We start from the raw sequence: 21,525 nt of genomic DNA, 5'->3' as shown, positions 1-21,525 counted from the left end.
CGAGGGAGGCTACAGGACGGGCGTGGTCGCCGCTCACCGAGCGCAAACCATGAGAAGCAAACCATGAGAATCCCCCAATTCGGCGGGTTTTCGTGGTTTGGTTCTCATGGTTTGCGCCGAGGGGACGGGGCCCACGCCGCACCTGTCACTTTTGCCCCATCCGTGACATACTGGCGCGCATGAAGTACCGCACCCTCGCACTCACCGCCGCGCTCGCCGGCACCGCCGCGCTCGCGCCCGCCGCGCACGCCGACGCCATCGACGACACCCTGGCCAAGCTCCCGTCCGGCCCGATCTCCTGCGACCAGGCCGCCCGCTACTGGACCAACGACGCCGACTACCAGCAGAAAGCCCGCCAGGCGCAGGCCATCGCGGCGTTCGACAGCCGCGGCCCGCAGATCCTCGATGCGCTCTCGCGTGTCGACGACGCTGCCACCCGCTGCGGTCTCAAAGGCACGCAGGGCACAGCCAAGCCGGCGCAGCAGCCAAACCAGCAGCCGAAGCCGGCCGCGAACCAACAGAACCAGCAGCCGAAGCCAGCACAGCAGAACCCGCAAAACCAGCTCGCCATCCAGCCGCAGATCCCGGCGCGCATCAACCTCACGCCGCAGGGCATGCCGTCCTTCGATGTGCCGGTCGCGGGCGTGACCACGCTGCAGCTGCCGGACATCCTGAAGATGCTTCAGGCGGCGCTCGCGCAGATCCTCGCCTACTTCCACATCCAGCTGTAAAGCTCCTCCCCGCCCGCGTGCACGCGCACGCCCGGCGCGGGGTCGAGCCAGAGGTCCACCTGCAGGGAATTCTCGCCGGAGACGCAGCGGTAGGAGATCGTCTCGTTGGTCTTGTGCAGTACTTCGAGGTGGGAGTGCGTGAGCCACGCTTGGCGACGTCGCAAAGCGATAAGCTCGCAGTATTCGTCGTAGATCCACGCCCCGAGGGGCGAGAGCTCCGCGGGCAGGACGGGCCGGACGCTGTCGTCGGCGGACCAGCCCTCGCCGCGCACGCCGGTGAAGCCTTGCTCGTCGCCGTAGTAGATAGACGGCATGCCGGGCACCGTCAAGAGCACCGCCGCGGCGAGCACCACCTTCTCCGGGCCGACTGTTGAAGCGACGCGGTCGACGTCGTGGTTGCCGACGAAGGTGTTGGGCAAGACGTCGGTGGGGTGGCGCTCGAGCGCGTGGGCGAGCTCCCAGAAGTTGGCGTCGACGAGCGAGGACCACGTCGCCTTCCACAGCTCGTACTGCGTGACGGCGTCGAGGGTGCCGGCGCGGGCGATCTCCGCGTAGTCGCCGTGGATCACCTCGCCGAGGAACATCGCGTCGGGGAACTCCTCGCGCACCCGGGCAAGCACCGTGCGCCAGAACTCGGGCGGGACGGCGTAGGCGACGTCGAGGCGCCAGCCAGCGATGCCGCGCCGCAGCCAGTGCAGCATGATCTCCGCGACGGCGTCCTGCACGCGCGGGTCGTCGTGGTTCAGCGTGGCGAGCTCGCCGTGGCCCTCCCAGTCCGTATCCCCGGCCAGGCCGGACGCGACCCAGGGGTGGGAGCGCGCGACGTGGTTGAACACCCCGTCGAGCATGAGGTTGACGCCGCGCTGCCGGCAGGCGTCGATAAGCCAATCGAAGTCCTCGTCGTCGCCGAGTCGCGGGTCGATGCGGAAGTGATCGAGCGTGTCGTAGCCGTGCGTGGCGGAGGCGAAGATGGGGCCGAGGAGGAGGCCGTTGCAGCCGAGCTCGACGAGGTAGTCCAGCCACGGCTCCAAAGCACGCAGGCGGTGGGCGGTATCGGGGGTCTCGCGGATCGGCGCGCCGAGGGCCGCGAGCGGGTAGACGTGCCACCAGATTGTGCGGTCGAGCATGTCGCCGAGCCTACGCACCGAGCAGGGCGAGGGGGACGACCGCGACGCCGTCGGGGCGCCGGTACGCGCGGGTGCCGGTGGTGAGGATGACGGTGTCGACGACGTCGTCGGGCAGTTTCTCCCGCAGCCAGAGCAGGTGCTTGACGTCGCCGTCACCGATGTTGGCCGCCAACTTGACCTCGAACGCGACGATCGCGCCGTCCTGGTCCTGCGCGATGAGGTCCACCTCCCGGTCGCCCTTGACGGTGCGGAAGTGGCCGACCGTGTCAAAGGAGGCCTGCGCGGCGACGCGGACCGAGAGCGTGGCCAGCGACTCGAAGAGAGGGCCGAGCAGGTAGTTGAACCGGGTGGTCAGCTTCGCGGCGGGCACGTCGAGGAGGCGCAGCGCGAACGCCGGGTCCGCGAGCTGGTGCTTCGGGGCTTTGGCGAGGCCCGCGAATGGCGAGCGCCGCATGTCCCACGCCGGCACCGGGTCGAGCATCCACAGCTCGGCGAGCTTCTCGCGGTACACCATGGTGGTGGACTTGGCGGGCTTGTTGGACTCCCCCGGCGTCGCGGCGTCGAGGATCTCCTGGTAACTCGTGGTGGTCGAGCTCGCCGCCGCATACGCCGCGAGCCAGTTCATCAGCGCCGCCGGGTTGCGCGCGGTGTAGCCCTGTTCTGGCAGGTCCCGGTCCACCACTCGGGCGAGATACGAGTCGAGCTGCTGGTTGCGCAGCACCGGCGGCGCCTCGTAGAACCCGGGAAAGCCGCCGGACGCGATCGCGTTGATGTAGTCCTTGAGCGTGCACTCAGTCTCACCTGCAATCGCCGCGCTCCCTTGGAACAGCGAGCCCATGCTTATCGACGGCTCCGCCCCCGCCCGTTCAAACAACGCCAGCGGGCGCATGCGCAAGGAGAGGATCCGGCCGGCTCCGCTGTGGGTGTCTGTGCCCGCCGCCGGCGTCGCGGAGCCGGTGAGCAGGAACCTGCCGGGAGCTGCCCCGCCGTCCACCGCGCGGCGGACGTAGTCCCAGGATTCGGGGCGCCGCTGCCACTCGTCGATGAGGATCGTGCCGGGCCCTTCCGCCGCGAACGTCGGGTCGGCCGCGAGAACGCCGGCGCCCTCGCCGGTGTCGAGCTGCAACACGGTGGAGGCACGGCGGCGCGCCGTCTCGGTCTTCCCCACGCCCTTCGGCCCTTCGACCGCAATCGCCGCAGCGTATGGAAGGAGCTGGTCAAGTTGGTTGTCCACGGCCCGCCGGAGGTAGCTCATGGCGCCCTACACTACCAATTTTCCGTTCCCTATCGGTCGGATTTTCCTATCTGAACGCTACGAATTTTCCTCCCGCCCGATGAGCGGCTGCAGGCCTTTGGCGATGCGGTCCTTCCACGTCTTGGCAATTTCTTCGTACCCGCGGTCGTGCGGGCGCATGCCGCGGTGGGTGAAGTTCACCTTGGTCTCGCCGTCGTCGTCCTCTTCGATGTCGAAGATGAGCGAGGTGTCGTCCCACTCGTGGTCTTCTTGGTCGGTCGGCTCGACGTTCCAGACCACGCGCTTGCCGTCGTCGGCCTCCTGCACGGAAAAGTCGTGGTCTTGCGCGTGGAACTCGCCGCCCTGCTCGCCGGCGTTGCCCTCCGCCTGCTGGTCCCACCAGCTGTTCGGCGTGGTGATCGCGCGGTAGACCTCCTCGCGGGTGGCCGGGACGGAGAAGGTGGCGGTGAAGTCCCGGATGGCCTGGGCGGTGGTGCCATCCGCGAACGTCCAGTCGGACAGGGTGTGGTCTGGGTCGTAGATGGCCACCTCGCAGCCGTCGTCCTTGAACTTCATCAGCCCGTCCTTGATCAGGTCGCGGCCGGCCTTGTTGAAGCCGGTGACGCCAGAGACGTCCAAGATCAGCTTCTTACGGGGCAGGCGGCGGTACATCAGCCCGCGCAGGATCTTCTCCGCGTTGGTGAAGTTGATCATGCCCTGCAGCTCCACAATGTCCGCGTCGTCGCGGCGCTCCACGGACTTGATGCCCGGCGCGACGTAGAAGTTGGAGGACAGCAGGTTGAGCCCGAGCGAGCTGGACAGCTCGCGGAAGATTTTCACCCCGCGCACCGAGTTGCCCTGCTTGTTCAAGCGCGGGCTTAGCGACGCGATTCCGAGCTGCCCCGGCAGCGTCCCAATCAACCCCCCGGCCACGCCGGACTTCGCGGGGATGCCCACGTTGACCATCCACTGCCCCGACGCGTCGTACATGCCCGCGGAGACCATGACGGCCTGGGCCAGGCGCGCGGCCTCGGCGGAGATGATCTTCTCGCCGGTGACGGGTTGGGTGCCGCCGCCCGCTAGGGTGGCGGCCATGACGGCGAGGTCCTTCACGGTGACCAGCACGGCGCACTGGGCGATGTAGCTGGCCACGGCGTCGTGCGCGTCGTCGCTGATCGTGCCGGCCTCGCGCAGCATGTGGGCGAACGCCTTGTTGCGGTCCGCGGTTTCCAGCTCGGATTCCAGCACGCGCTGGTCGATGGTGAGCTCCCGACCGGCCAGGCGCGAGAAGTATTCCCGCAGTTTCTCGCTGCGCTGCTCCACCGCAATGTCGGGGCCGCCGATGAGCTGGTTGACCGTGATGGCGCCCGCGTTGATGAGGGGGTTGGCGGGACGGCCGTCGCTATCAAGCGAAAGCTTGTTAAACGCCTCGCCCGAGGGTTCCACCCCCACGTGCTGGTGCACCTCGTCGGGGCCGTACATGTCCAGCGCGAGGGCGTAGACGAAGGGTTTGGAGATGGACTGGATGGAAAACTCGTAGTCCGCGTCGCCCACAGCGTAGAGGTGCCCGTCCGTGGTGCACATGGCGAGCGCGAGCTTGTCCGGGTCGGCGTTTTTGAGCACGTCGATGTAGTCGGCGGGTTCACCGCCGTCCTCGCCGCGGACACTGTCGAGGATGACTTGGAGGTGTTCTGTCACAGACGGAAGCATGGGGACAAGTCTAGGTGGCGTGGTGTGATGTACCCCATGGACACAATCACAGGCTCGGGTGTGTGCGGCGGCCACCGCATCACCTGGCGCATCAGCGGCGACATGGACGCGCGCGAGTTACGCAACGTCAACGCATTTATGGACGACTTCTGCGCCACGTGGCGGCCGCGCGGGCGCTCGCACGTGGTCGAACCGCGCCACTACGCGGACCTCGCGCACGCGTGGCAGTGCTTCACTTTCGTGGACGGGCACGTGTCCGACCAGTACTTCCACCTGAAGGATCTGCGCGACGCGCTGGGCCGGCTCGAGGAGGTGGAGCCGCGGTTCGCGTACGCCTACTGCCTTGCGGAATACGCCGTGCAGCTTGCCGGGGAGTTTGAGGACGTGGACAACGTGTTGGATGAGCTCGAGGCGGTGATGGTGCGGCCGCTGGCTGAGCCCGCCGCCGACGAGTACGCCGTGGTGGGCGACGCCTTCTCCGTGCAGTTCACGCCCGAGCCGGAGTTCGGGGCGGAGGGCCAGATGGTCTTTATCGCCGACCTCCACCCCGGTTACCGCGACGCGACGCTGGCAATGGACCGCTCCTGGCGCGCCGGCGGGTTAACCCTCCGCGCGGACATCGGCGACGACGGCACCGAGCTGCCCTACGAGATCCTCCGCGACCTGCGCCGCGGCCTGGACGCGCACTTCAGCTACCTCTCCTACCCCTCCAGCGCGGTGGAGTACTACCTGTCGTGCGCGTGGGTGCAGGAGTTAACGGGCCTGCTCGTGGAGGACCCCTCCCGCACCGAACTCATCATCGCCGTGCGGGACGGCCTGGAGCACATCGTCGCCCGCAACCCGTCCGTGGCACCCGCGCGTGTGCTTTACGACGCCCTGACGGCCGCCGCCGAATCCGGCAACGACGACGCCGTCTTCGACTACGCCAACGCGCTGTACCACTGGGTCCCGCGAGTTTTCCGCCCCGCCTTCCCCGAAGCAAACACTGCCGCCGCGAACCGGATCAAGGGCGAGTTGTTCCGGGAGTACGCCGAGCAGGGCATCGGGTTCGCGCGCGTGGTGAGCAGACAGCCGGCGGGCGAGGCCCCGTTGCTGCGGCACTTCGCCGCGGACTTTCTGGGGCCGGACGGGGATGCGGACGACCTGCCGTACCCCAACTGCTTCCTCATCCAAGACATCGAGTCCGCGGCGGGGGCGGAAGGAGTTGTTTGAAACAACTATTTCAACAACTCTTGGCGCTTTGCTTTGTTTTCGCTGCTCAAGATAGTTGTTTGGAGTTGTTTCGAGTTGTTTTATACTCCGATCCATTGGACCCCGGGCCCACGTTGGGGCCCTGTGGGGTCAATCCGCGCCCGCCCGACTGCGCGCTGCTCTGACACGCCGGCGAGGCTCCCTTCCTTCTAAATCGCGAGCTTCTTGCGCTGAGCTGCTGCGGCGGCGGCCAACGACACCAATCCGGCGCCGAGAATCCACAAGACCCCTGAACCACCTGATGCAGGCATATCGCCCTTGGTGGAGTCGGTGACCTGGACGGTCTGGACCTTGTAGTTCTCTACTTTCGGCTTTCCGTTCTCGTAAACAACGTCACCAGCAGCATTGCGAACGAAGCGGGTGTGCTCCTGCTCGCCTGCTTTGGCAACCCAGAACTTCTGGTCCTGCGTGTCCTGCCCCGGTACCTTGAGAATGGCCTTGCCGTCGTTGCCACGCGTGATGTCAACCTGTACGGGTGCCGCCAACAGGCTGTACCCCTGAGGCGAGTTGATCTCAACGATGACCAACTTGGTCGCGTTTCCAGGGACTACGACGGTTGAGCGAGACGTCGGGTAGTCGTTGCCACCCTCTTTCTTCGGGACGTTCGAGGTAGTGTCTCCGCGCCGAAGTTCGTCGTACACAGGGGTGGAGAAGGTCGTGTCGCCGATCGTGTTCCCCTGGCCGTCGTAGAACTGCATTGCGAATCCGGCGCCCGGGATGCCCTGATAGTTCGGGTCGAGCTTTTCCAGTTCGATCCGGTCCACAGGGATTCGAATTGGCAGGCAGGCGTCGTCGTCGCGGTACTGATTGCCCGAGTGCATGCGTGCAATGTTATTCAATCCCGAGCCTGCAGCATCACACTCGGTCTTACCCTTCAACGCATTTGCCGGATCGGCGGGCAGCTTGTACTTCACCTTCACGTTGTACTTCTCCATCGCACCAGGTTGGATCTGGCGCGGAGAGGTGCTTGGAACAATCGCGATCGGAATAGTTCCCTGCGTGCTCGACTTCTCCTGGAAGTTAGCGACATTGTCGCCCACGACGTTCCAACCGGTGATGGTCACGCCTTGCGGGAACCGCGGGGTGTCCTCCAGCCAGTAGTACAAAGGCTTGTCCACCTTCGTGCCGTTCGGACCAGCCACGTTTGAGGTGTTGCGAACTGCCACAGTGTACTCGGCCGTGTAAACGCCGTCTTTGTCCGGGCCCGAAGTGCCGACTTCCTGCTTAATTACTTCCGGCACTGCCGGCTCTGCGCAGGCGCTCGCATTCTTCCGATCAAGCGTGTCGCGGTCCACGTATGTGATGTTCGCCTGGTTGAGGAATCCGCCCCGTTCGGGACCGTCAGACCCCGACTTGCATCGCATACCCCTGGGGGAAGATCCGCCGTCCGCAAGGCTGGCGGTCACTTTGACGGTGTAGGTGTCTCTAATCCCCTTGTTGATATCGCGCTTCCTTGCTAGTTCAGTGGTCGCATTGTTTGGCAAGCCCGACCACTGACCAGATGTCGTCTTTGACCCAGCCGTCGTCTTGCTGCTCCAACTAGCGCTTTCCGGGATAAGCCCTTCACCGAAGTTCAAGGTGTCTTCAAGTGTGTAATCGAAATCGCGGGTGCCCGTGTTCCACACCACAATGTCGTAGGTAATCTCCCACTTTCCATCAGGACGCTGCGCAGAGTTCGTCACCGTTTTGAAGAGCTCGTAGGAATCACGTGGCGTAGACGTCTCCGGCGTCCGCTGACGGTTCTGCACGTCGCATTCCCACGTCTGGAGGCGGCCGAGTTGCGGCAAGTTGAACTTTGCCGGATCGGTGATCGTTATTTCATCACCAAGCTTTCGCCCATCGAAGGTCTTCTTGGTGCATTTCGCCTGGTAGAAGTCGAAGTTCTCTTGTGCCGCTTCGTTGACGGTGATGTCGGCGGTCTCATTGACGTTATCGGTCTTGTAGTTCACACCCCATTTCACTTGACCACCGCTCGACGTCTTCGACGTGAACTTGGCACCCCGCTCGCTGCCACTTACAAGGTTGATGGTCCCGTTCTTGGTGTTTTTCAACGCAGCGGTGAAGTCCCACCCTGCACCGGGACCGACAGGGATCACGGTGTTCGTTGTGGCGCGGAGATCGGTCGCGTCCTTACCGTCCTGACCAAGGACGCGAACGATCTGCTTGGTGATCACAACGTTCGACTCACACACGGAGCCACGGACAGAGTCGACAAGGTTCTTCGAGAGCTCGTCCCACGAACCGTTGTAGTAGTCCTCGTTTTCCTTCTTGCCAGACACCAACACCAGGTTCTCCGGGGTGTTCTGCCCGGGCCCACCGGCTGCGATAGCCATGACGCGTGTGCCGCTGAACTTCAACAAGTTTGCGGCATAGGCGCCACCCTCAAGCGCGCGAAGCGACACGTCGTTCCCGTCAGGGCGGTAGCGGTTGGGACCCGTCGTGTTCGGGTTACCGTCGGTGACGAACAGCACGATGTCGTACCCAGTGCCGTACGGGAGGCGCGGGTTCTTGATCTGCTGCCCTGCCTCGTATGCCTTGGTCAAACCATCGTTCCAGTTCGTGCGGCCACCGCGATTCATGCGGTCGTTAACAATGCGTTTTGCCTCGGCCATGTTGGTGTCAAGGTTGACTAGCCCCGGGTAGTTGCCAATCCGCTCGTTATCCTCGGACGGCGAACCCCAGCTGAAGGTGAACGCTGAGATCGACGCATTCGTGCCCTTCAGTTTGTCCAGTAGACCACCGTCACCAGTCAGAGCCTGCTGGTACGTGCGCATCTCATCGCTGCTAATCGACGCCGACATGTCCATCACAATGCCGATACGGGGACCCGGGTTACACGTCGCCGGGATTGGCGGGTTCGGAACTGCCTGTACTGCGGCTCCGAAAGACCGGTCCTTGTCGTTCCCCTGGGTATATGTTTTGTACCACTGACCACCCTGCACCCTTGGGGTTTGCCCAATCGTGTAGGTGATGTCTTCGGGGCTTTGGTAATCACCGGTCTTGATCTGATTGGCGAAATAAGGGTCCCCGGGTACGTCGGCAAAGCGATCAGCGCCCTTAATCTGCTTTACCCAGTACTGCTGCCCAAACCCTTCTTTGGGGATACGGAAGTCAGCAAAGCCACCGTCGCCGACGGTAGCCGTACCCCAGGAGGCAGTCACTTCGGTCTCAGGACCGCGGTTACCAGTGAAGAGTCGGAACTGCGCACCCTTGGTCATTCGCAGGTCCGCTTCCTGAGTGGGATCGGAGCTTTCCGAGTCGGGGCCGGGCTTGTAGAAGAATGCACGCGCGTATTGGCGGATCACTGCTTCGTTGGGGCCGACGGAGGGTTTTTCCGGGAGAGGGTCTACCTTCTCGCCGGGCTTGTAATCGGTGCGAGACTTGTCCCAGTCCCGGGTGGGCCCGGAGGGTTCAGTTGGATCGGTGGGGTCGGCGGGATCAACTTCGTCGGAGCCGGAGCACCCGACAGTGATACTCGGAATTCTCTTCTGATCCTTGGCCTGATCATAAACTAGGTAGAGACGGAACCGTTGGCCTTCGGCGACCGATTGGAGTTCGGTGAACTCCAAAACAGCGGCCCCTTCTTGTGTTTTGGAAACGGTAAAGTCACGCCCCTGCTCCAAGTTAGGATTGGTATCTAACCACCACTTGGTCTTGTCAGTTATGTACTCATGACCACTGTCAATACGGCCAAGTGTGATCTTGCTGAACGATCCTTGTTTGGTAGCTGCCAAATCTACGTAGTAGATCGAGTATCCGGCGCGAACCAGATTTGTGTTCGGCCACACCTGCCCGCCGTCCGAGAATCGGAGATCCGCTGTTTCTTCTCGGCACACATCGATATTCATAACACCTTCGTTTCCGGCTGCGAAGGGCATGACCGCGGACGCACGTTTGGTGGCGTCCGAATCAAAGGGATTTTCGAGCTGACCAGAGTGCGCGGAGACCATCCCCTGCTCCCCATCAATATTCTCTACTAAGAAGCTTGAGGGGTCGCCAGTCGCAATTGCGCTCCCCGAAACGAAGAACCGCACCCACTGCCCGTCGTGGATCTGGTAGCCCTCGTTGAGCTCGTAGAGCAGGGAGCCGTCCTCTTCGCCGTATGCAGCGGAGTCGTTGCTCATCGGGTAGATGGTGTTGCCGAAGGTCCGCGCCGACGCGTTCGGGTCGAAGTCGTAGAGCGGGGAGCCAAAGCCTTCAACCTCCTCGCTTGCCGGGGAAAGAACAGCCCCGGGCAGGGAGAGACGGATATCGCTCAACGGTACGGTCTCACCGGTATACAAAACGTCGATTACGTAGTTCGCCGGCAGCTCGGATCCGGCTTGATATTCGGTAAGCGGCCGTTCCTCAATGGATTTGACTGTGAAGCCCGGCTTAGCCGCAGCCGTGGTCGTCTCTGCGGGCGCGGGTGGCGCGATCATGAGGATGAGCGCCAGGGCACCGAGCATGCTCAGCAGGATTCGCCAGGTGGGAGCGGCCCCACGTGCAACGGCCACGCCACCGTGGGGGGAAACGTTTCGGTTCAGCATGATGGGCCTTTCTTAGTCCTCCCGCTTACGGCGGGAGAAGGCGAGTCCGAGGAGGATGAATATCAAGCCAGCCAGTGCGACCCAAAGGACGTTCGCACCGGTGGACGCAAGGCGTCCTTGCGGTCGTTCCGGGGTTTCCTCCGGAGTTTTGGCAACCGTGACCGTGGATTTCACCGGGTCCGGCATGCGTTCAACCGTGGCTGTAACGGGGACATGAATTGTCGGCGGCGGAGTCGTGGGTGGCACCGACGTCGTCGTGACAGTCTCTCGGTCCGAAGACGTGGTGGTCGCAGTTGTCGTCGCGGTGGACACTGTCGTAGACACCGAGGTCGTCGGAGTCGGCGTCGGGGTTCCGCAGGGGATGATCTTCACCCTGGCCGGGTTGCTCACGATGCCGGGCTTGCGCGACAGGTCGAAGGAGGGGAAACCGTTCGGCAGCAGATACGCCTGGTTGGTCACCTCGGTCACCGCCGGATCGACCTTCGCCTCGAAGACCACGTCGATCGTGGCACTCGCATCACTGTCCCGCAGCTCCGCCAGCTTTGCGCGACCGCCGTCGGAGAACCGAATGCGGAGAACGTTATCTCCGTCAACTGTGAGCTTGTAGTCCGCTTTGTCCAATTCGGCCGTTGGCGTGTTGCCGGACCGCGTTGACGTGGTTAACCGAACGGAGTCGTCGACAAGCGTCAGGCCCTTCTGCAGGGGATCGGCGATTTCGAACGACCGCAGTGCGCGGTTCCCGTCGAGGAACGGGATAGACGTGGAGAAGCCGAACTTCACGGTCTCCTTGGTTCCATCCGAGCAGTACGGCTCCGCGGTCTTGGCCACGTCGAGGGCCTCTGGCTTGGCGTAAGCGGTCATGTCATAGATCCACCGCTCACCGGTTTCATCGGTATCCGGAACGAACGTGAAGAACGGGCGCGAGATAACGTAGCGCTGGTACGCGGCCTCAGACGGCACCTCCTCAACCAAGTACAGCCCCGGCTTGATGTCGGAGAACACGGCGCGGCCATCCTTGTTGGTTGTAACCGGACCGACCGGCGCCTCCAACCGAGAACGGGATGCGCCATCTTTGAAAAACGCCTGCGGGTGGTCCGACAGCTTCGTTGCCTGGTTCCACCCCTTGTTAGTGGTCAGGTCAATGTCCCCAACGCGGCGAATCTCGAACTTCGCGCCGGCGATGGGCGTTCGGTCCAAGTCAGCGTTCGGGTTGCTCGGGTCGCCGAAAGCGGTGCCGGGGTCACCAGCGGACTTCACCACCGTCAGGCTGAACGGCCCACGCGGGTCGATCACTGAGGGCAGCTTCTCGCTTGCTTGGCCGTGCGCCTGCATCGGGTGAATAAGTAGCCCCGAAACCACGGCTAAGACGAGGGAGACCGCCGCCACCCATCCGGGAAGAGACTTAACTTTCGTCATTGAGGTTCTCCATGTGTTTCCGCTTGTGAGCCTTCAGTCTGCTCGTTCGATCGCCGCGCCCAGAGCCACCACCCGATGACTGCCAGGAGAGCGAATAACGCGATTGCGAGCGCGGCAGTCATCCACCATTGCCACGGCGTGTACACCTTGGCCAGCGCCTGCTCGTCTTCCGGATCCATCGGCACCCGGTGAGCGTGGACAAGCAATCGGTGAGAGTTGATGCCGTACGGCGTGCAGGTAATGAGCGTGAGGAGGTCTTTTCCCTCCACAACGCGCAGCGAATCCGTCTGTTCGGGCAGTACAACTTCGATGTTGTCTACCTGGTATTTCAGCTTCTCCGCCGCGTTCTGCACGTACACCGCGTCACCGATCTTTACTGACCGTAGGTTGTCCCACAGTGTCGAATCCGCAAAGCCTGTGTGGCCGGTGATAACGGCGTGGGTGCCGGGACCACCAGTCGGCAGAGAGCTTCCGAAGAGGTGGCCGAGACCGCTCTTCAGCACTTGTTCCGTCGTACCGTGGCGAAGTGGCAAATCCGAGTTAATCGACGGAATGACCACTCGCCCCATAATTGGCTCGGTGTTGAGTTGTTCTAGGTAGTCGAGATAGAGCGGGTTATCTTCTCGGACACGCGTGAGCCACGGGTCAAGAATCGGGGCATTCGCATGCTCCATGTTCCAGCGCTTCGCCCGCTCGAGTGAATCCTGCCGCTCTTTCACGCGATCTTGGTCTTCGACCTGACCGGCGAAAATACGCGACGTCTCACTTTGGTGTTGGTTATTCGACCACGTCGCGATAACCGGATAAAGCAAACAAATGAGCCCGATGATCAGGAAGAGCACGGTGAACGGGCTTAGTTGCCGCTTCGCCTTGCTCTCCTTCCCCAGCACGGGGGGTTCCATCACAACGGTGCTCATCTGCTCAACCCTTGCTTATCGACGGTTCCCGGCTTACGCCGACTGACGGCGACGCTTCTCCTGCGCACCCAGAGCCACGAGCAGGGACAGCACGCCGAGGCCGAGGATCCAGAACGCACCGTTACCACCAGTGAACGGCAGCTTGAAGCCGCCCTTCTCCGGCTGGTTCACGGTCTCATTGGTCTTGATGACGGTCAGCGGCACGGTGTTGTTCTTGGTGTCGGCGATAACCTGGAAGAACACCGGCTGAGCGAGGAGCTCGTAGTTCGAGGTCTCGCCAGTCGGCTTACCTTGCGCGTCCACGACTGCGACACGCGGAGCCTGAGTCTCAACGATGCAGTAGCCGTTGTTGCCGGCGTCAACCGCCTTGTTGTCGACGAAGCTGTTTGCGTGAACGCCGGAGAAGTACGCGAGGCCACCCTCGCCGGAGGTGGCAGACCCGAGCGCACCGGTCTTCTGATCCAGCGTGAGCTTGCCGTCGTCAGCCTTCGTGCACTTGAAGAGCTCGAACTTAGCGCCCTTGAGGTTGCCACCCTCATTGTTCTGCTTCTGGATCTTCACATTGCCGTAGTAGGACTGGGTGAACGGCGTCGGCGTCGTGGTGCCGGGTGGCGGAGTGTTGGTCGCAGGGGTGGACGATGTCGGCGGCGTGTTCGTTGCAGGCGGAGTCGTGGTTACCGGGGTGTTTGGGGTGGTCGGCGGGTTGTCGCCAACGCGCTGCCACAGGCGCAGATCGGTGTTATCGACAGACTTCAGTGCCGCTTCCTTGTCCCCGATCTCAACGAGCTCCGCATTGAACTCGAACGCGAGGCGGCGCTGCCCCGTCGTTCCGTTGAGCTTTGCCAGACCCTGCGGGGTGAGCTCGACGGCGAGGAACGCGTTTGCGGTGCCAGTATTCTCCAGGCTCACGCCGTAATCACCAGCAGACAGCGTGGCGAGCGACTTGTTGTTCTCGTCAGTGACGCGGACGTTGGTCACCAGTGCGGTCTCGCCCTGCTGCTTGTCTCCTGCGGTGCGCTGGCGCAGGCGGGTGCCGTCGAAGTGATCCTCAATGCGGTAGTACTCGAGCGTGCCGTTCTCGACGCGGGAGGAAATCGGGTAGGTGACGTTATTGCCCTTGACCAGCGCCGCAGGGGTAGAGGTGTCGTAGCTGTCGGTGGACACGAATGCGTGCGAGTTCGCATCCTTGACATCCTTGGTGAACAGCTTGCGGTCGTCCGGGGTGTTCTTCGGGTAGACGTGAACGTCGTAGTTCCAAGCATCGCCCTTGACGTTCGTCATCGGGAGGGTGACATAGAACGGAGTCGCGTTGATCTCGTGGCCGGGGGCGGCAAGCTCCGTGACACGGTACAGGCCGAGCGGCAGGGTCGTCGTCACATCGCCGTTCTCACCGGTGGTAACGGTGCGGCTCTTCTCGCCGGTCTTGATATCGATGACGTTGGCGCGCTCAGTCCCCGCCGCGATCTTCGATGCCTTGCGCCAACCCTCGTTGGTCTTCAGGTCAGCGTCGATGCGCTCGATCTTGTACTGCGCACCCTTCACGATATTGAAGGTCGGTGCCGGAGTCAGGGCCTCGCCGTTGCCGTTCTTCTCGCTGCCGTCGAGCTTGTGGGAGTACTTGTGGATGGTCAGGTTAGCTTCGTCCTTGTTCGTGCGAACAAGGCTGTTGATCTGATCCTGGGTGACCGGGATGCCTGCCGCACCGACGGTGGTGGGGGCCGGGGTCTGAGCAAAGACGGGGGCCGCGCCACCCGCCAGAATCACGCCTGCAGCGACGGACGCAACCAGGCTTCGCTTGAAAGTGTTCATGTGAGTCCTTCAATCGTGGACCCGGATTTCGGGTCCGGTTCCAAGTGACATGGAAAGCCCAGTTCGCCAAGAGACGATTGAGCAAGGCGAATCCCCTAGGCGCCACGACACGTCCTGCAAACGAGTTTCCAAGGCGTATCCGAGGGTTCTAGCAGTAGCCACCTAGAAATATAAACCTCTACCCAAGCGATTGCCAGCCAAGTAGTCTTTAATTTTCACGCGTGTAGAGATGAGATAAATCACACAACCGGCGGCCGATTACTCCATCGGCTAGACACGGATGTCGCCGTGTTTGTGACCACCACGGACTTGCCTGTCCCGATGCAACAGCACCTTTGTGGCGCCCACGCCGCCACCATCTAGACCACGATCGGCCCGGTCGCGGAGAACATCGAGACCAAAGCCGAAGGCTCGTCGAGACGCTCGCGGATGCCTCAATCCCGCTCTACTTCCGCGACCGCGACGTCCTTGCGGGCCACTCCCCCGCGGACGTCTTCTACGAGCTGTTCAGCTCGAACGACTGGCTGGTGAACTAGCCGCGCTTGGTCAGGCGCGCCCCGCACTGGCCCGAACGATCGTGCGGGCGCAGCTCCACCTGCACGTCGCCGATGCCCTCGTCGAGGAAGCCCTCGTGCATCGCGCAGATGACCGGCTCGGGGCGCTCGCCCTGGGCGGTGATGAACGGGCAGGCGTTGAGCCCCAGCTCGCGCACGTTGCCCACGGAGGTGTCCGGGCGCTGCACCGGGTCGAACCCCATCTCGCGCAGCACCTTCGCGGTGCATTGCTCCGCGGTGTCGAGGTCCATGCGCAGGTTCGTGTGGTGCTTCGCGTTCACCTTGGCCGCCCACTTGCGCCCCATGGCTTTGGCGGCAGTGGTGTCGCCGTCGTCAAGCGTGTCCGCGAACACCTCGATGAGGCCGATGAACGCGCGCGACGCCTTGTCCGTGCGCGGGACGCGGGCGGTGTAGATGTGGCTCGGGCGGCCCCGCCCCGGCGACGGCGCGACCCGGCGGTCCACCACGCCGGCGGACATGAGCTCGTCCAGGTGGCCGCGCACCGTGTTCGCGTGCATGCCGAGCGCCTCGGCGAGCTGGGCGACCTGGGCGCCGTCGGGACGCTGCTGGAGCTCGCGGAACACCTCGACCTGCTTCGGGCTGAGCTGGCTGAGGGTGCTGAGCAAATCGCTGGTCGGCCGCGGTGCCTGCACACGTTCCATGGCGCTCTCCTGGGGCGATATTGTTGATCCGTCAGGGAGTGTACGCCTTACTGAGATGTCCGACAATTTAACCGGCATGTTTCTTCGTGGACGACCATCTCTTTTGTCAACTTTTGCACGCGGTGGCACCATCGATACCATGACCCCGAGCCGCACCGACGCCGCAGCCTGGGCGGTCGTCGGCAGTCTCGTCGCGGGCGCCGCCGGGTTCGCCGCGTTCGCGCCCCCGCGTGACGACGCCGTCCCGCACGGCCCCGACATCACCACCATCGACGTGGACATCCGCGACATGCGCTTCGTCCCGGACACCGTCGAGGTCGCGCCCGGCACGAAGCTCGTCGTCCGGCTGACAAACTCGGACGACACCGTCCACGACCTCAAGCTCGGCGGCGGCTACTCCGGGCGCGTCGAGCCGGGGAAGCAGAAGAGCGCCTACTTCGGCGAGTTCGACCAGGACACGCAGGGCTGGTGCACCATCGCCGGGCACAAGAAGATGGGCATGGTGTTCACCCTCGACGTGCAGCCTTGATCACGCCCACCTGCGCTTTCACCGCCCGGCCGAGCAGCGGCAGGAACGCCACGAGCGCGCCGACCGAGACGAGCGACGCCGCGATGCGCACGAGCGAGCTGCCCGCCGCGAGCCACACCGCAAGCCCCGCGTTGCACAGGACCACGCGGGTCCAGGTGCCCCGGTTGAGCTCGCGCAGGCCGGCCTTCACCGCCGCCGGCCCGCCGCCCATCGTGGTGGGCATGAGGTAGCTCATGGTGCCGATGAGCAGCTGGCCCGCGAACCCCACGAGCAGCGGCAGGACCGGGACCTCGGCGTCGCCACGCAAGAGCCGCACAGCGAACCAGGTCAGCCCGCCGATGAGCCACGCCACCGCGCACAGGGCCGACAGCCCCGGGTAGCTCGCCGTGCCCCGCAGCGCGTTGACCACGAAGCCCTGGGCGAGCCACACCCACCCGGCCACGACGACGAGCACGCCGGCCGCGACGACCCAGTCCGCGCGGCCGAGCGAGCCCGCGACGGCCACCACGACGCCGCCGAGCCCGAGCCACACCGCCAGCCCCGCCCGGTCGTGCCCGCGGGTGCGCCACATCGCCGGGAAGAGCACGCTCAGCGCGCCCATCGCGGCGAGGCCCACGAAGCCGCCGACGTTGGTCACGATGTGGGCCTGGCGCACCGCGCCCTGCCACGGCCCCGGCAGCCCCTGGGCCAGCGCGGCGCCGAACAGTGCGCCGACGGGCAGGCAGCAGGCGGAAAGGAGGAAGGCGGTGGGGGCCGGATGGCGTCGAGAAGCAGTGCGCACCTGCGTAAACAACGCCCACGCGTGCCAGGCGAGCACCACCGCGACCACGAGCGCGCCGGCCCACGTCGCGCCGACCAGGACGAGCACGATCCCGGCGTTGAGCGCGTAGGTGCGGGCGAGCTGGGCGGGGCGGGCGGCGTCGTCGAGGCGCTGGCCGAGGAAGCGCTCGGTGAGGTTCTGCGACCACAGCACGATGGAGTTCGCGAGGATGCCGAGCGTGAAGATGTGCACGAGCAGCCACGTCGCGTTCGGCAGCCACGGGTGGGCCAGCCCGGCGAGGACGAACACGGCCATCCAGACGGAGACGGGGCGCGAGGCCTTGCGGTGCCACGCGCGCGGGTTCATGTCAGGCATGGGTTCCTCCAGATTTCGGGTTGTCGCGGAAGCACCACCACGTCGCGGCGCAGAACCCCGCCGCCGCCACCGCGAGCACGACGAGCACCGAGCGGTAGGCGTCGGTGTACTCCGCGCCCGCGTCGAGCCCGCGCTGCAGCCGCGACCCGGTCAGCGCGACGGTGACCAGCGTGCCCAGCTCGTAGGACACCTCCTCCACGCCCGCGGCCATCCCGGAGCGGTGCAGCGGCGCGGCGCCGATGATGGCGATGGAGGACACGCTCATCACCGACCCCGCCGAGAGTCCGAGCACAATCAGCCCGCTTATCGACGATCCTCCGGCCACCAACAGCCCCAACCCCAGCACCGCGCCCCCGAAGCCGCCCGCGATGAGCGGCAGGAAGCCGACCCGGTGCAGGTACGCGCCGCCGAGTGTGGAGGCGGGGATGGCGGCGACGGCCATGACGGCGACGGTGGCGCCGGCGGAAAGGGGCGAGAGCTCGTCGACAAGCTGGAGCTTCTGTGTGGTCATGATCTCGGCGCCGGCCATGACAAACATGCCGCCGACCGCCGCGAGCACGCCGCCGGTGAACATGCGGGAGCGGAAGATGTCGAACGTGAGCAGCGGGTCGGCGAGGCGGTGCTGGCGGCGCACGAAGAGGGCCGCGCCGGCGACGGTGGCTACGATCGCGCCGGCGAGGAGCGCGGCGCTTTGGGTGTTCGCGGCCTGCTTGATGGCCATGGTGAGGCCGGACAGGGCGATCAGGGCGTAGAGGGAGGACACGGCGTCCCAGTGCTTGTTCGGGTTGGGCAGGTTCTCCGGCGCGAGCGCGGCGGTGAGCGCGATGGCGACGATGACGATCGGCACGTTGATGAGGAACACCGAGCCCACCCAGAAGTGCTGGATAAGCGCTCCGCCCACGATCGGGCCGAGCGCGCCACCGATGACGGCGACGGAGCCCCAGATGCCGATGGCGAGGTTGCGCTCGCGCTCGTTCGGGAACGTGAGGCGGATGAGCGCGAGCGTGGCCGGCATCATCACCGCCGCGCCGGCGCCGAGGAGCCCGCGCGCGGCGATGAGCTCTCCTGGGCCCGGCGCGAACGCGGCGCCGAGGGACGCGACGCCGAAGACGGCCAGGCCCGCGAGGAACATGAGGCGGTGGCCGACCCGGTCCCCGAGCGCGCCCGTGCCCAGCAGCAGGCCGGAGAGGACGAGCGGGTAGGCGTTGATGATCCACAGCCCCTGGCTCGGCGTGGTGTTCAGGCTGTGCTCGAGCGCGGGCAGGGCGGTGTAGAGGATCGAGTTGTCCAGGCCGATCATGAGCAGCCCGAGGGAGACGACGGCGAAGAAGCCCCAGCGCTGCGCCTTAGTCATGCCGTGATGTTACCCCGCGTTGCGACGCACCTTCTCACGGCGCATATCGATCGCCAGCGCGATCCCGATGACGGCGGCGTGCTGCCACTCGTCGAGACCCGGCTCCATCCGCACCCGGTAGCTCGTCTTCCCCATCACCGCGCGCCCGACGCCGGAAAACTCCGCGTCCACGCGCGCGATCGGCCTGCCTTGGCTGGTCAGCTCGTAGTTGAGGTTGAACGGCTCGCCCACAATCTTCGCGTCCGGGAAGCCCGCGATGGCGACATCCCACTTCGACCCCACCCACGAGAACCGTTTGGTCAGCCTCGCCAGCTCCATCGCCGGCTCGACGAGCTCGACCACGTACGCGTCCCGCACGAGGTTCACCGGGTCCTCCACCGTGAGCACGTGCGCGCCAGTGTGGTCGAACACCCGGACGCCCCGCGACGCCTTGACCAGGTCTTTCGCCCGCAGCGTCTGCTTTGCTGAGCCCAGCGGCTCCCCCGCCGCGCCCTCGATCGCGAATTCGTCGCGCCCGAGCGCTTTCGTTTGCTTCACGACGATCTCACGTTCCGTAAACACAGCCCCCACCCTAGTGCCCGCCGCCCGGCTTTCGGCGGTTGATCGGTGCTGGGGTGGTGGTGAGAGGGAATGAGGTCAATATTGTCCTCATTCCCTCTCGGCCATCCCCCTACGCCAGTTCCGAGCGGCCCGGCGCCCGTTCGGCGGATCGGCGGTCCCGGGGCCCAAACCATGAGAACCAAACCATGAGAATGGCCGGTTTTGGGGGATTCTCATGGTTTGGTTCTCAGGGTTTGCGGGCTGGGGGGCGGGCGGTTGGGGCTGAGGCGGTTGGGGCTGGGGCGGGCACGGCGAAGCGCCCCGGCCGAAAGTGGCCGAGGCGCTCAGGAGGCCCGGGCCGAGCTCGGTGCTAGTTCGAGGAGCCAGCCGAGGAGCCGAACTCACCACGACCCGGGGTCACCGTGACGGGCGGGACCGTCGTCGTCACGGAGGTGGTCACCGTGCCGGACGCTGCAGCCGACGCCGACGCGGACGCCGACTCCTGCGCCTGGGCGCCTCCACGGCGGCCGGTGGTGGACGAGCCGTTGATGCGGATGTCGCGAGCTCTACACCACCAATTCAATCGAGTCGCTGAATGCTGAACTGCGTAAAGCTACCCGCAACAGGGGCCAATTCCCGAACGATACCGCGGCGCAGAAAACGCTGTGGCTGATGATCTGCAACATCGAACAAGCGTGCCGCCCAGCGGGCGAAGAAAGCAAAGCGCGACATTGAATGCAACGGCTATATTGAAGGAGCGAAAGCCACCGGGTGGAAACAAGCCATCAACCAACTAGCCGTGGCTTACCCCGACCGATTCGCGGACTACTTGTAAACCACCCCCCGCACACAAACAATCGGACACCCTCTGCCCGGTATGCGCCTGCTCGCGCGCGCAAGCCGCACACTTGGCGAATACCTAGGCCGCGCCGGATGGCCGCCCTCGGACCGCGACGCTGCGGCTGGCGAGGGAGCGGACCAGGGTCAGACCGAGGAGAGCGCCCTTGCCTTGATCTGGTCGAACTCCTGCTGGGTAATCGCTCCCGAGTCGAGAAGGGCCTTCGCCGAGGCGATCTCATCGGTCGGGCTCGATCCGGCGGAGCCGCCGGCGACGGACTTGATGTACTCATCCTGCCGCTGCTGGAGCTCCTGGCGCGCCTCGACCGCGCGGTCGGTCATCCCCCGACCTCGAACAAGCAGGTACGCGAGCATTCCGATGAACGGCAGCGCGACGATGAACACCACCCACAGCGCCTTCGCGAAGCCGCCGAGGTCCTTGCTGCGGAAGAGATCTCCGAAGATCCACCACAGGGACATGAACCATGCGAAGAAGATGAAGAACTCGAACATGGCGAGTAGGAATGAGCCGTTGTCGTCGAACATCTGCTGACTACCTCCTGACTGGATGGACGCTGGCCGAGCGGTCCACGCGGACCCCAGCGCACGACGGTTAGGAACAAGGACGTGCCCGGGCCGTCGCCGAACCACGTTAGCAGCTCTTCCTCACCAAACGTGGTAGCCGGGTTGCGACGCGCTGACCGGGTTGGGCTGGTGAAGACGGGCCTGGGACTCCACGATTCGTAGCGACCAAGCAACGGATCGAGAGGAGTCCCAGGTGAGTGTTGAGGCTACCGTCCTGCCCGCTGCGATGCTCGGCATCTCGGGGTTGGTGGTGCTTGCCGTCGGTGAGTACGGCGGTGAGCTGGAGCTGTTGGTGGAGACCTCCGAGTCGGTGACCGGGTGCCCGCGGTGCGGGGTGGTCGCGGTGGCCCACGGCCGGCGTGAGCATCTGGTGCGTGACATCCCCTCGGCGGGGCGGCCGGTGCTGCTGGTGTGGCGCAAGCGGCTGTGGCGGTGCGCCGAACCGGCGTGCCCGCAACGTACCCGGTCAGTACACCTAATAAAGCGACGTCAGTACGTTCGCTAATGCCCGAGCTGATCTTTCATCGCTCGTACCTCTTGGCTGCCAGCGTGGTCACTTATTCGCAACCGCCCACCGTGCGTTCTCTACACCCCTCACCGTTGCA

General features: G+C 64.7%; 18 protein-coding genes and 2 pseudogenes. 6 read left to right on the top strand and 14 right to left on the bottom strand.

Annotated elements, in window-relative coordinates; translation table 11 throughout:
* Nucleotides 1-179: 179 nt before the first annotated feature.
* Complete coding sequence (locus CJEDD_RS00305; RefSeq protein WP_042406122.1) at nt 180-731, top strand: hypothetical protein; 552 nt, start codon at nt 180-182, stop codon at nt 729-731.
* Here the strand turns inward: CJEDD_RS00305 and CJEDD_RS00300 are convergent.
* The 4 genes and pseudogenes from CJEDD_RS00300 to CJEDD_RS00285 form a co-directional block, all read right to left on the bottom strand.
* On the bottom strand, nt 710-1,858 hold the full coding sequence (locus CJEDD_RS00300; protein ID WP_042406133.1) for an alpha-amylase family protein: 1,149 nt from the start codon (nt 1,856-1,858) through the stop codon (nt 710-712). The genes CJEDD_RS00305 and CJEDD_RS00300 overlap by 22 nt on opposite strands.
* Nucleotides 1,859-1,868: 10 nt before the next feature.
* On the bottom strand, nt 1,869-3,113 hold the full coding sequence (locus tag CJEDD_RS00295; RefSeq protein WP_042406120.1) for an ATP-binding protein: 1,245 nt from the start codon (nt 3,111-3,113) through the stop codon (nt 1,869-1,871).
* A 57-nt stretch (nt 3,114-3,170) separates the two neighbouring features.
* On the bottom strand, nt 3,171-3,512 hold the full coding sequence (locus tag CJEDD_RS00290) for an SRPBCC domain-containing protein (RefSeq protein ID WP_232297686.1): 342 nt from the start codon (nt 3,510-3,512) through the stop codon (nt 3,171-3,173).
* Nucleotides 3,513-3,563: 51 nt separating this feature from the next.
* A pseudogene (locus CJEDD_RS00285) lies at nt 3,564-4,802 on the bottom strand (glutaminase); the annotation flags it as partial.
* A 36-nt stretch (nt 4,803-4,838) separates the two neighbouring features.
* On the opposite strand from CJEDD_RS00285, the gene CJEDD_RS00280 reads away from it, so the two are divergent.
* Nucleotides 4,839-6,014: a hypothetical protein gene (locus CJEDD_RS00280; protein WP_157034436.1), complete on the top strand. Its 1,176-nt coding sequence runs from the start codon at nt 4,839-4,841 to the stop codon at nt 6,012-6,014.
* A gap of 188 nt (nt 6,015-6,202) precedes the next feature.
* Here CJEDD_RS00280 and CJEDD_RS00275 read toward each other — a convergent pair whose 3' ends face one another.
* Genes CJEDD_RS00275 through CJEDD_RS00260 form a run of 4 tightly spaced genes read right to left on the bottom strand, consistent with a single transcriptional unit; the run spans nt 6,203 to nt 14,724 of the window.
* Nucleotides 6,203-10,582 (bottom strand): vWA domain-containing protein, encoded by a 4,380-nt coding sequence (locus tag CJEDD_RS00275; protein WP_157034435.1) that lies wholly within the window; start codon nt 10,580-10,582, stop codon nt 6,203-6,205.
* Nucleotides 10,583-10,594: 12 nt separating this feature from the next.
* Nucleotides 10,595-11,998 carry a SpaH/EbpB family LPXTG-anchored major pilin gene (locus CJEDD_RS00270; protein ID WP_081764498.1) on the bottom strand — a complete coding sequence of 468 codons (1,404 nt, stop codon included), beginning with the start codon at nt 11,996-11,998 and terminating at the stop codon, nt 10,595-10,597.
* Nucleotides 11,995-12,915, bottom strand: a complete 921-nt coding sequence (locus CJEDD_RS00265) for a class C sortase (protein ID WP_074432497.1) — start codon at nt 12,913-12,915, stop codon at nt 11,995-11,997. The genes CJEDD_RS00270 and CJEDD_RS00265 overlap by 4 nt, the downstream gene beginning before the upstream one ends.
* A gap of 33 nt (nt 12,916-12,948) precedes the next feature.
* Nucleotides 12,949-14,724: a SpaH/EbpB family LPXTG-anchored major pilin gene (locus CJEDD_RS00260; RefSeq protein ID WP_042406112.1), complete on the bottom strand. Its 1,776-nt coding sequence runs from the start codon at nt 14,722-14,724 to the stop codon at nt 12,949-12,951.
* A gap of 335 nt (nt 14,725-15,059) precedes the next feature.
* Here CJEDD_RS00260 and CJEDD_RS00255 point away from each other — a divergent pair, with 335 nt between their 5' ends.
* Nucleotides 15,060-15,260 (top strand): hypothetical protein, encoded by a 201-nt coding sequence (locus tag CJEDD_RS00255; protein ID WP_157034434.1) that lies wholly within the window; start codon nt 15,060-15,062, stop codon nt 15,258-15,260.
* Here the strand turns inward: CJEDD_RS00255 and CJEDD_RS00250 are convergent.
* The gene (locus tag CJEDD_RS00250) at nt 15,257-15,940 is read right to left on the bottom strand and encodes a helix-turn-helix transcriptional regulator (protein ID WP_042406110.1); all 684 of its coding nucleotides are present in this window, start codon (nt 15,938-15,940) and stop codon (nt 15,257-15,259) included. The two genes, CJEDD_RS00255 and CJEDD_RS00250, sit on opposite strands and share 4 nt — an antisense overlap.
* Nucleotides 15,941-16,079: 139 nt before the next feature.
* On the opposite strand from CJEDD_RS00250, the gene CJEDD_RS00245 reads away from it, so the two are divergent.
* The gene (locus CJEDD_RS00245) at nt 16,080-16,469 is read left to right on the top strand and encodes a cupredoxin domain-containing protein (protein ID WP_042406108.1); all 390 of its coding nucleotides are present in this window, start codon (nt 16,080-16,082) and stop codon (nt 16,467-16,469) included.
* On the opposite strand, the gene CJEDD_RS00240 is transcribed toward CJEDD_RS00245, so the two are convergent.
* The 4 genes from CJEDD_RS00240 to CJEDD_RS00225 all read right to left on the bottom strand — a co-directional run bounded on the left by CJEDD_RS00240 (nt 16,447) and on the right by CJEDD_RS00225 (nt 20,081).
* Nucleotides 16,447-17,604, bottom strand: coding sequence for a copper oxidase (locus tag CJEDD_RS00240; RefSeq protein ID WP_157034431.1), 1,158 nt, complete (start codon nt 17,602-17,604; stop codon nt 16,447-16,449). The two genes, CJEDD_RS00245 and CJEDD_RS00240, sit on opposite strands and share 23 nt — an antisense overlap.
* Nucleotides 17,597-18,958 (bottom strand): MFS transporter, encoded by a 1,362-nt coding sequence (locus CJEDD_RS00235; protein WP_042406106.1) that lies wholly within the window; start codon nt 18,956-18,958, stop codon nt 17,597-17,599. The genes CJEDD_RS00240 and CJEDD_RS00235 overlap by 8 nt, the downstream gene beginning before the upstream one ends.
* A 9-nt stretch (nt 18,959-18,967) precedes the next feature.
* Nucleotides 18,968-19,519 carry an LURP-one-related family protein gene (locus CJEDD_RS00230; RefSeq protein ID WP_052333747.1) on the bottom strand — a complete coding sequence of 184 codons (552 nt, stop codon included), beginning with the start codon at nt 19,517-19,519 and terminating at the stop codon, nt 18,968-18,970.
* Between the two features lie 349 nt (nt 19,520-19,868).
* The gene (locus tag CJEDD_RS00225) at nt 19,869-20,081 is read right to left on the bottom strand and encodes a hypothetical protein (protein WP_157034544.1); all 213 of its coding nucleotides are present in this window, start codon (nt 20,079-20,081) and stop codon (nt 19,869-19,871) included.
* On the opposite strand from CJEDD_RS00225, the pseudogene CJEDD_RS00220 reads away from it, so the two are divergent.
* Nucleotides 20,063-20,333, top strand: a pseudogene (locus CJEDD_RS00220) (transposase); the annotation flags it as partial. The gene CJEDD_RS00225 and the pseudogene CJEDD_RS00220 sit on opposite strands and share 19 nt — an antisense overlap.
* 149 nt (nt 20,334-20,482) lie before the next feature.
* Here CJEDD_RS00220 and CJEDD_RS00215 read toward each other — a convergent pair.
* Nucleotides 20,483-20,881 carry an SHOCT domain-containing protein gene (locus CJEDD_RS00215; protein WP_042410142.1) on the bottom strand — a complete coding sequence of 133 codons (399 nt, stop codon included), beginning with the start codon at nt 20,879-20,881 and terminating at the stop codon, nt 20,483-20,485.
* A gap of 232 nt (nt 20,882-21,113) precedes the next feature.
* On the opposite strand from CJEDD_RS00215, the gene CJEDD_RS00210 reads away from it, so the two are divergent.
* Nucleotides 21,114-21,425, top strand: a complete 312-nt coding sequence (locus CJEDD_RS00210; RefSeq protein WP_010189373.1) for a transposase family protein — start codon at nt 21,114-21,116, stop codon at nt 21,423-21,425.
* The last annotated feature ends 100 nt before the right edge of the window (nt 21,426-21,525 follow it).

Origin of the sequence: Corynebacterium jeddahense, assembly GCF_028609865.1 — a bacterium.
GTDB classification, from domain to species: Bacteria; Actinomycetota; Actinomycetes; order Mycobacteriales; family Mycobacteriaceae; genus Corynebacterium; species Corynebacterium jeddahense.
This window is presented reverse-complemented; position numbering and strand designations above follow the sequence as displayed.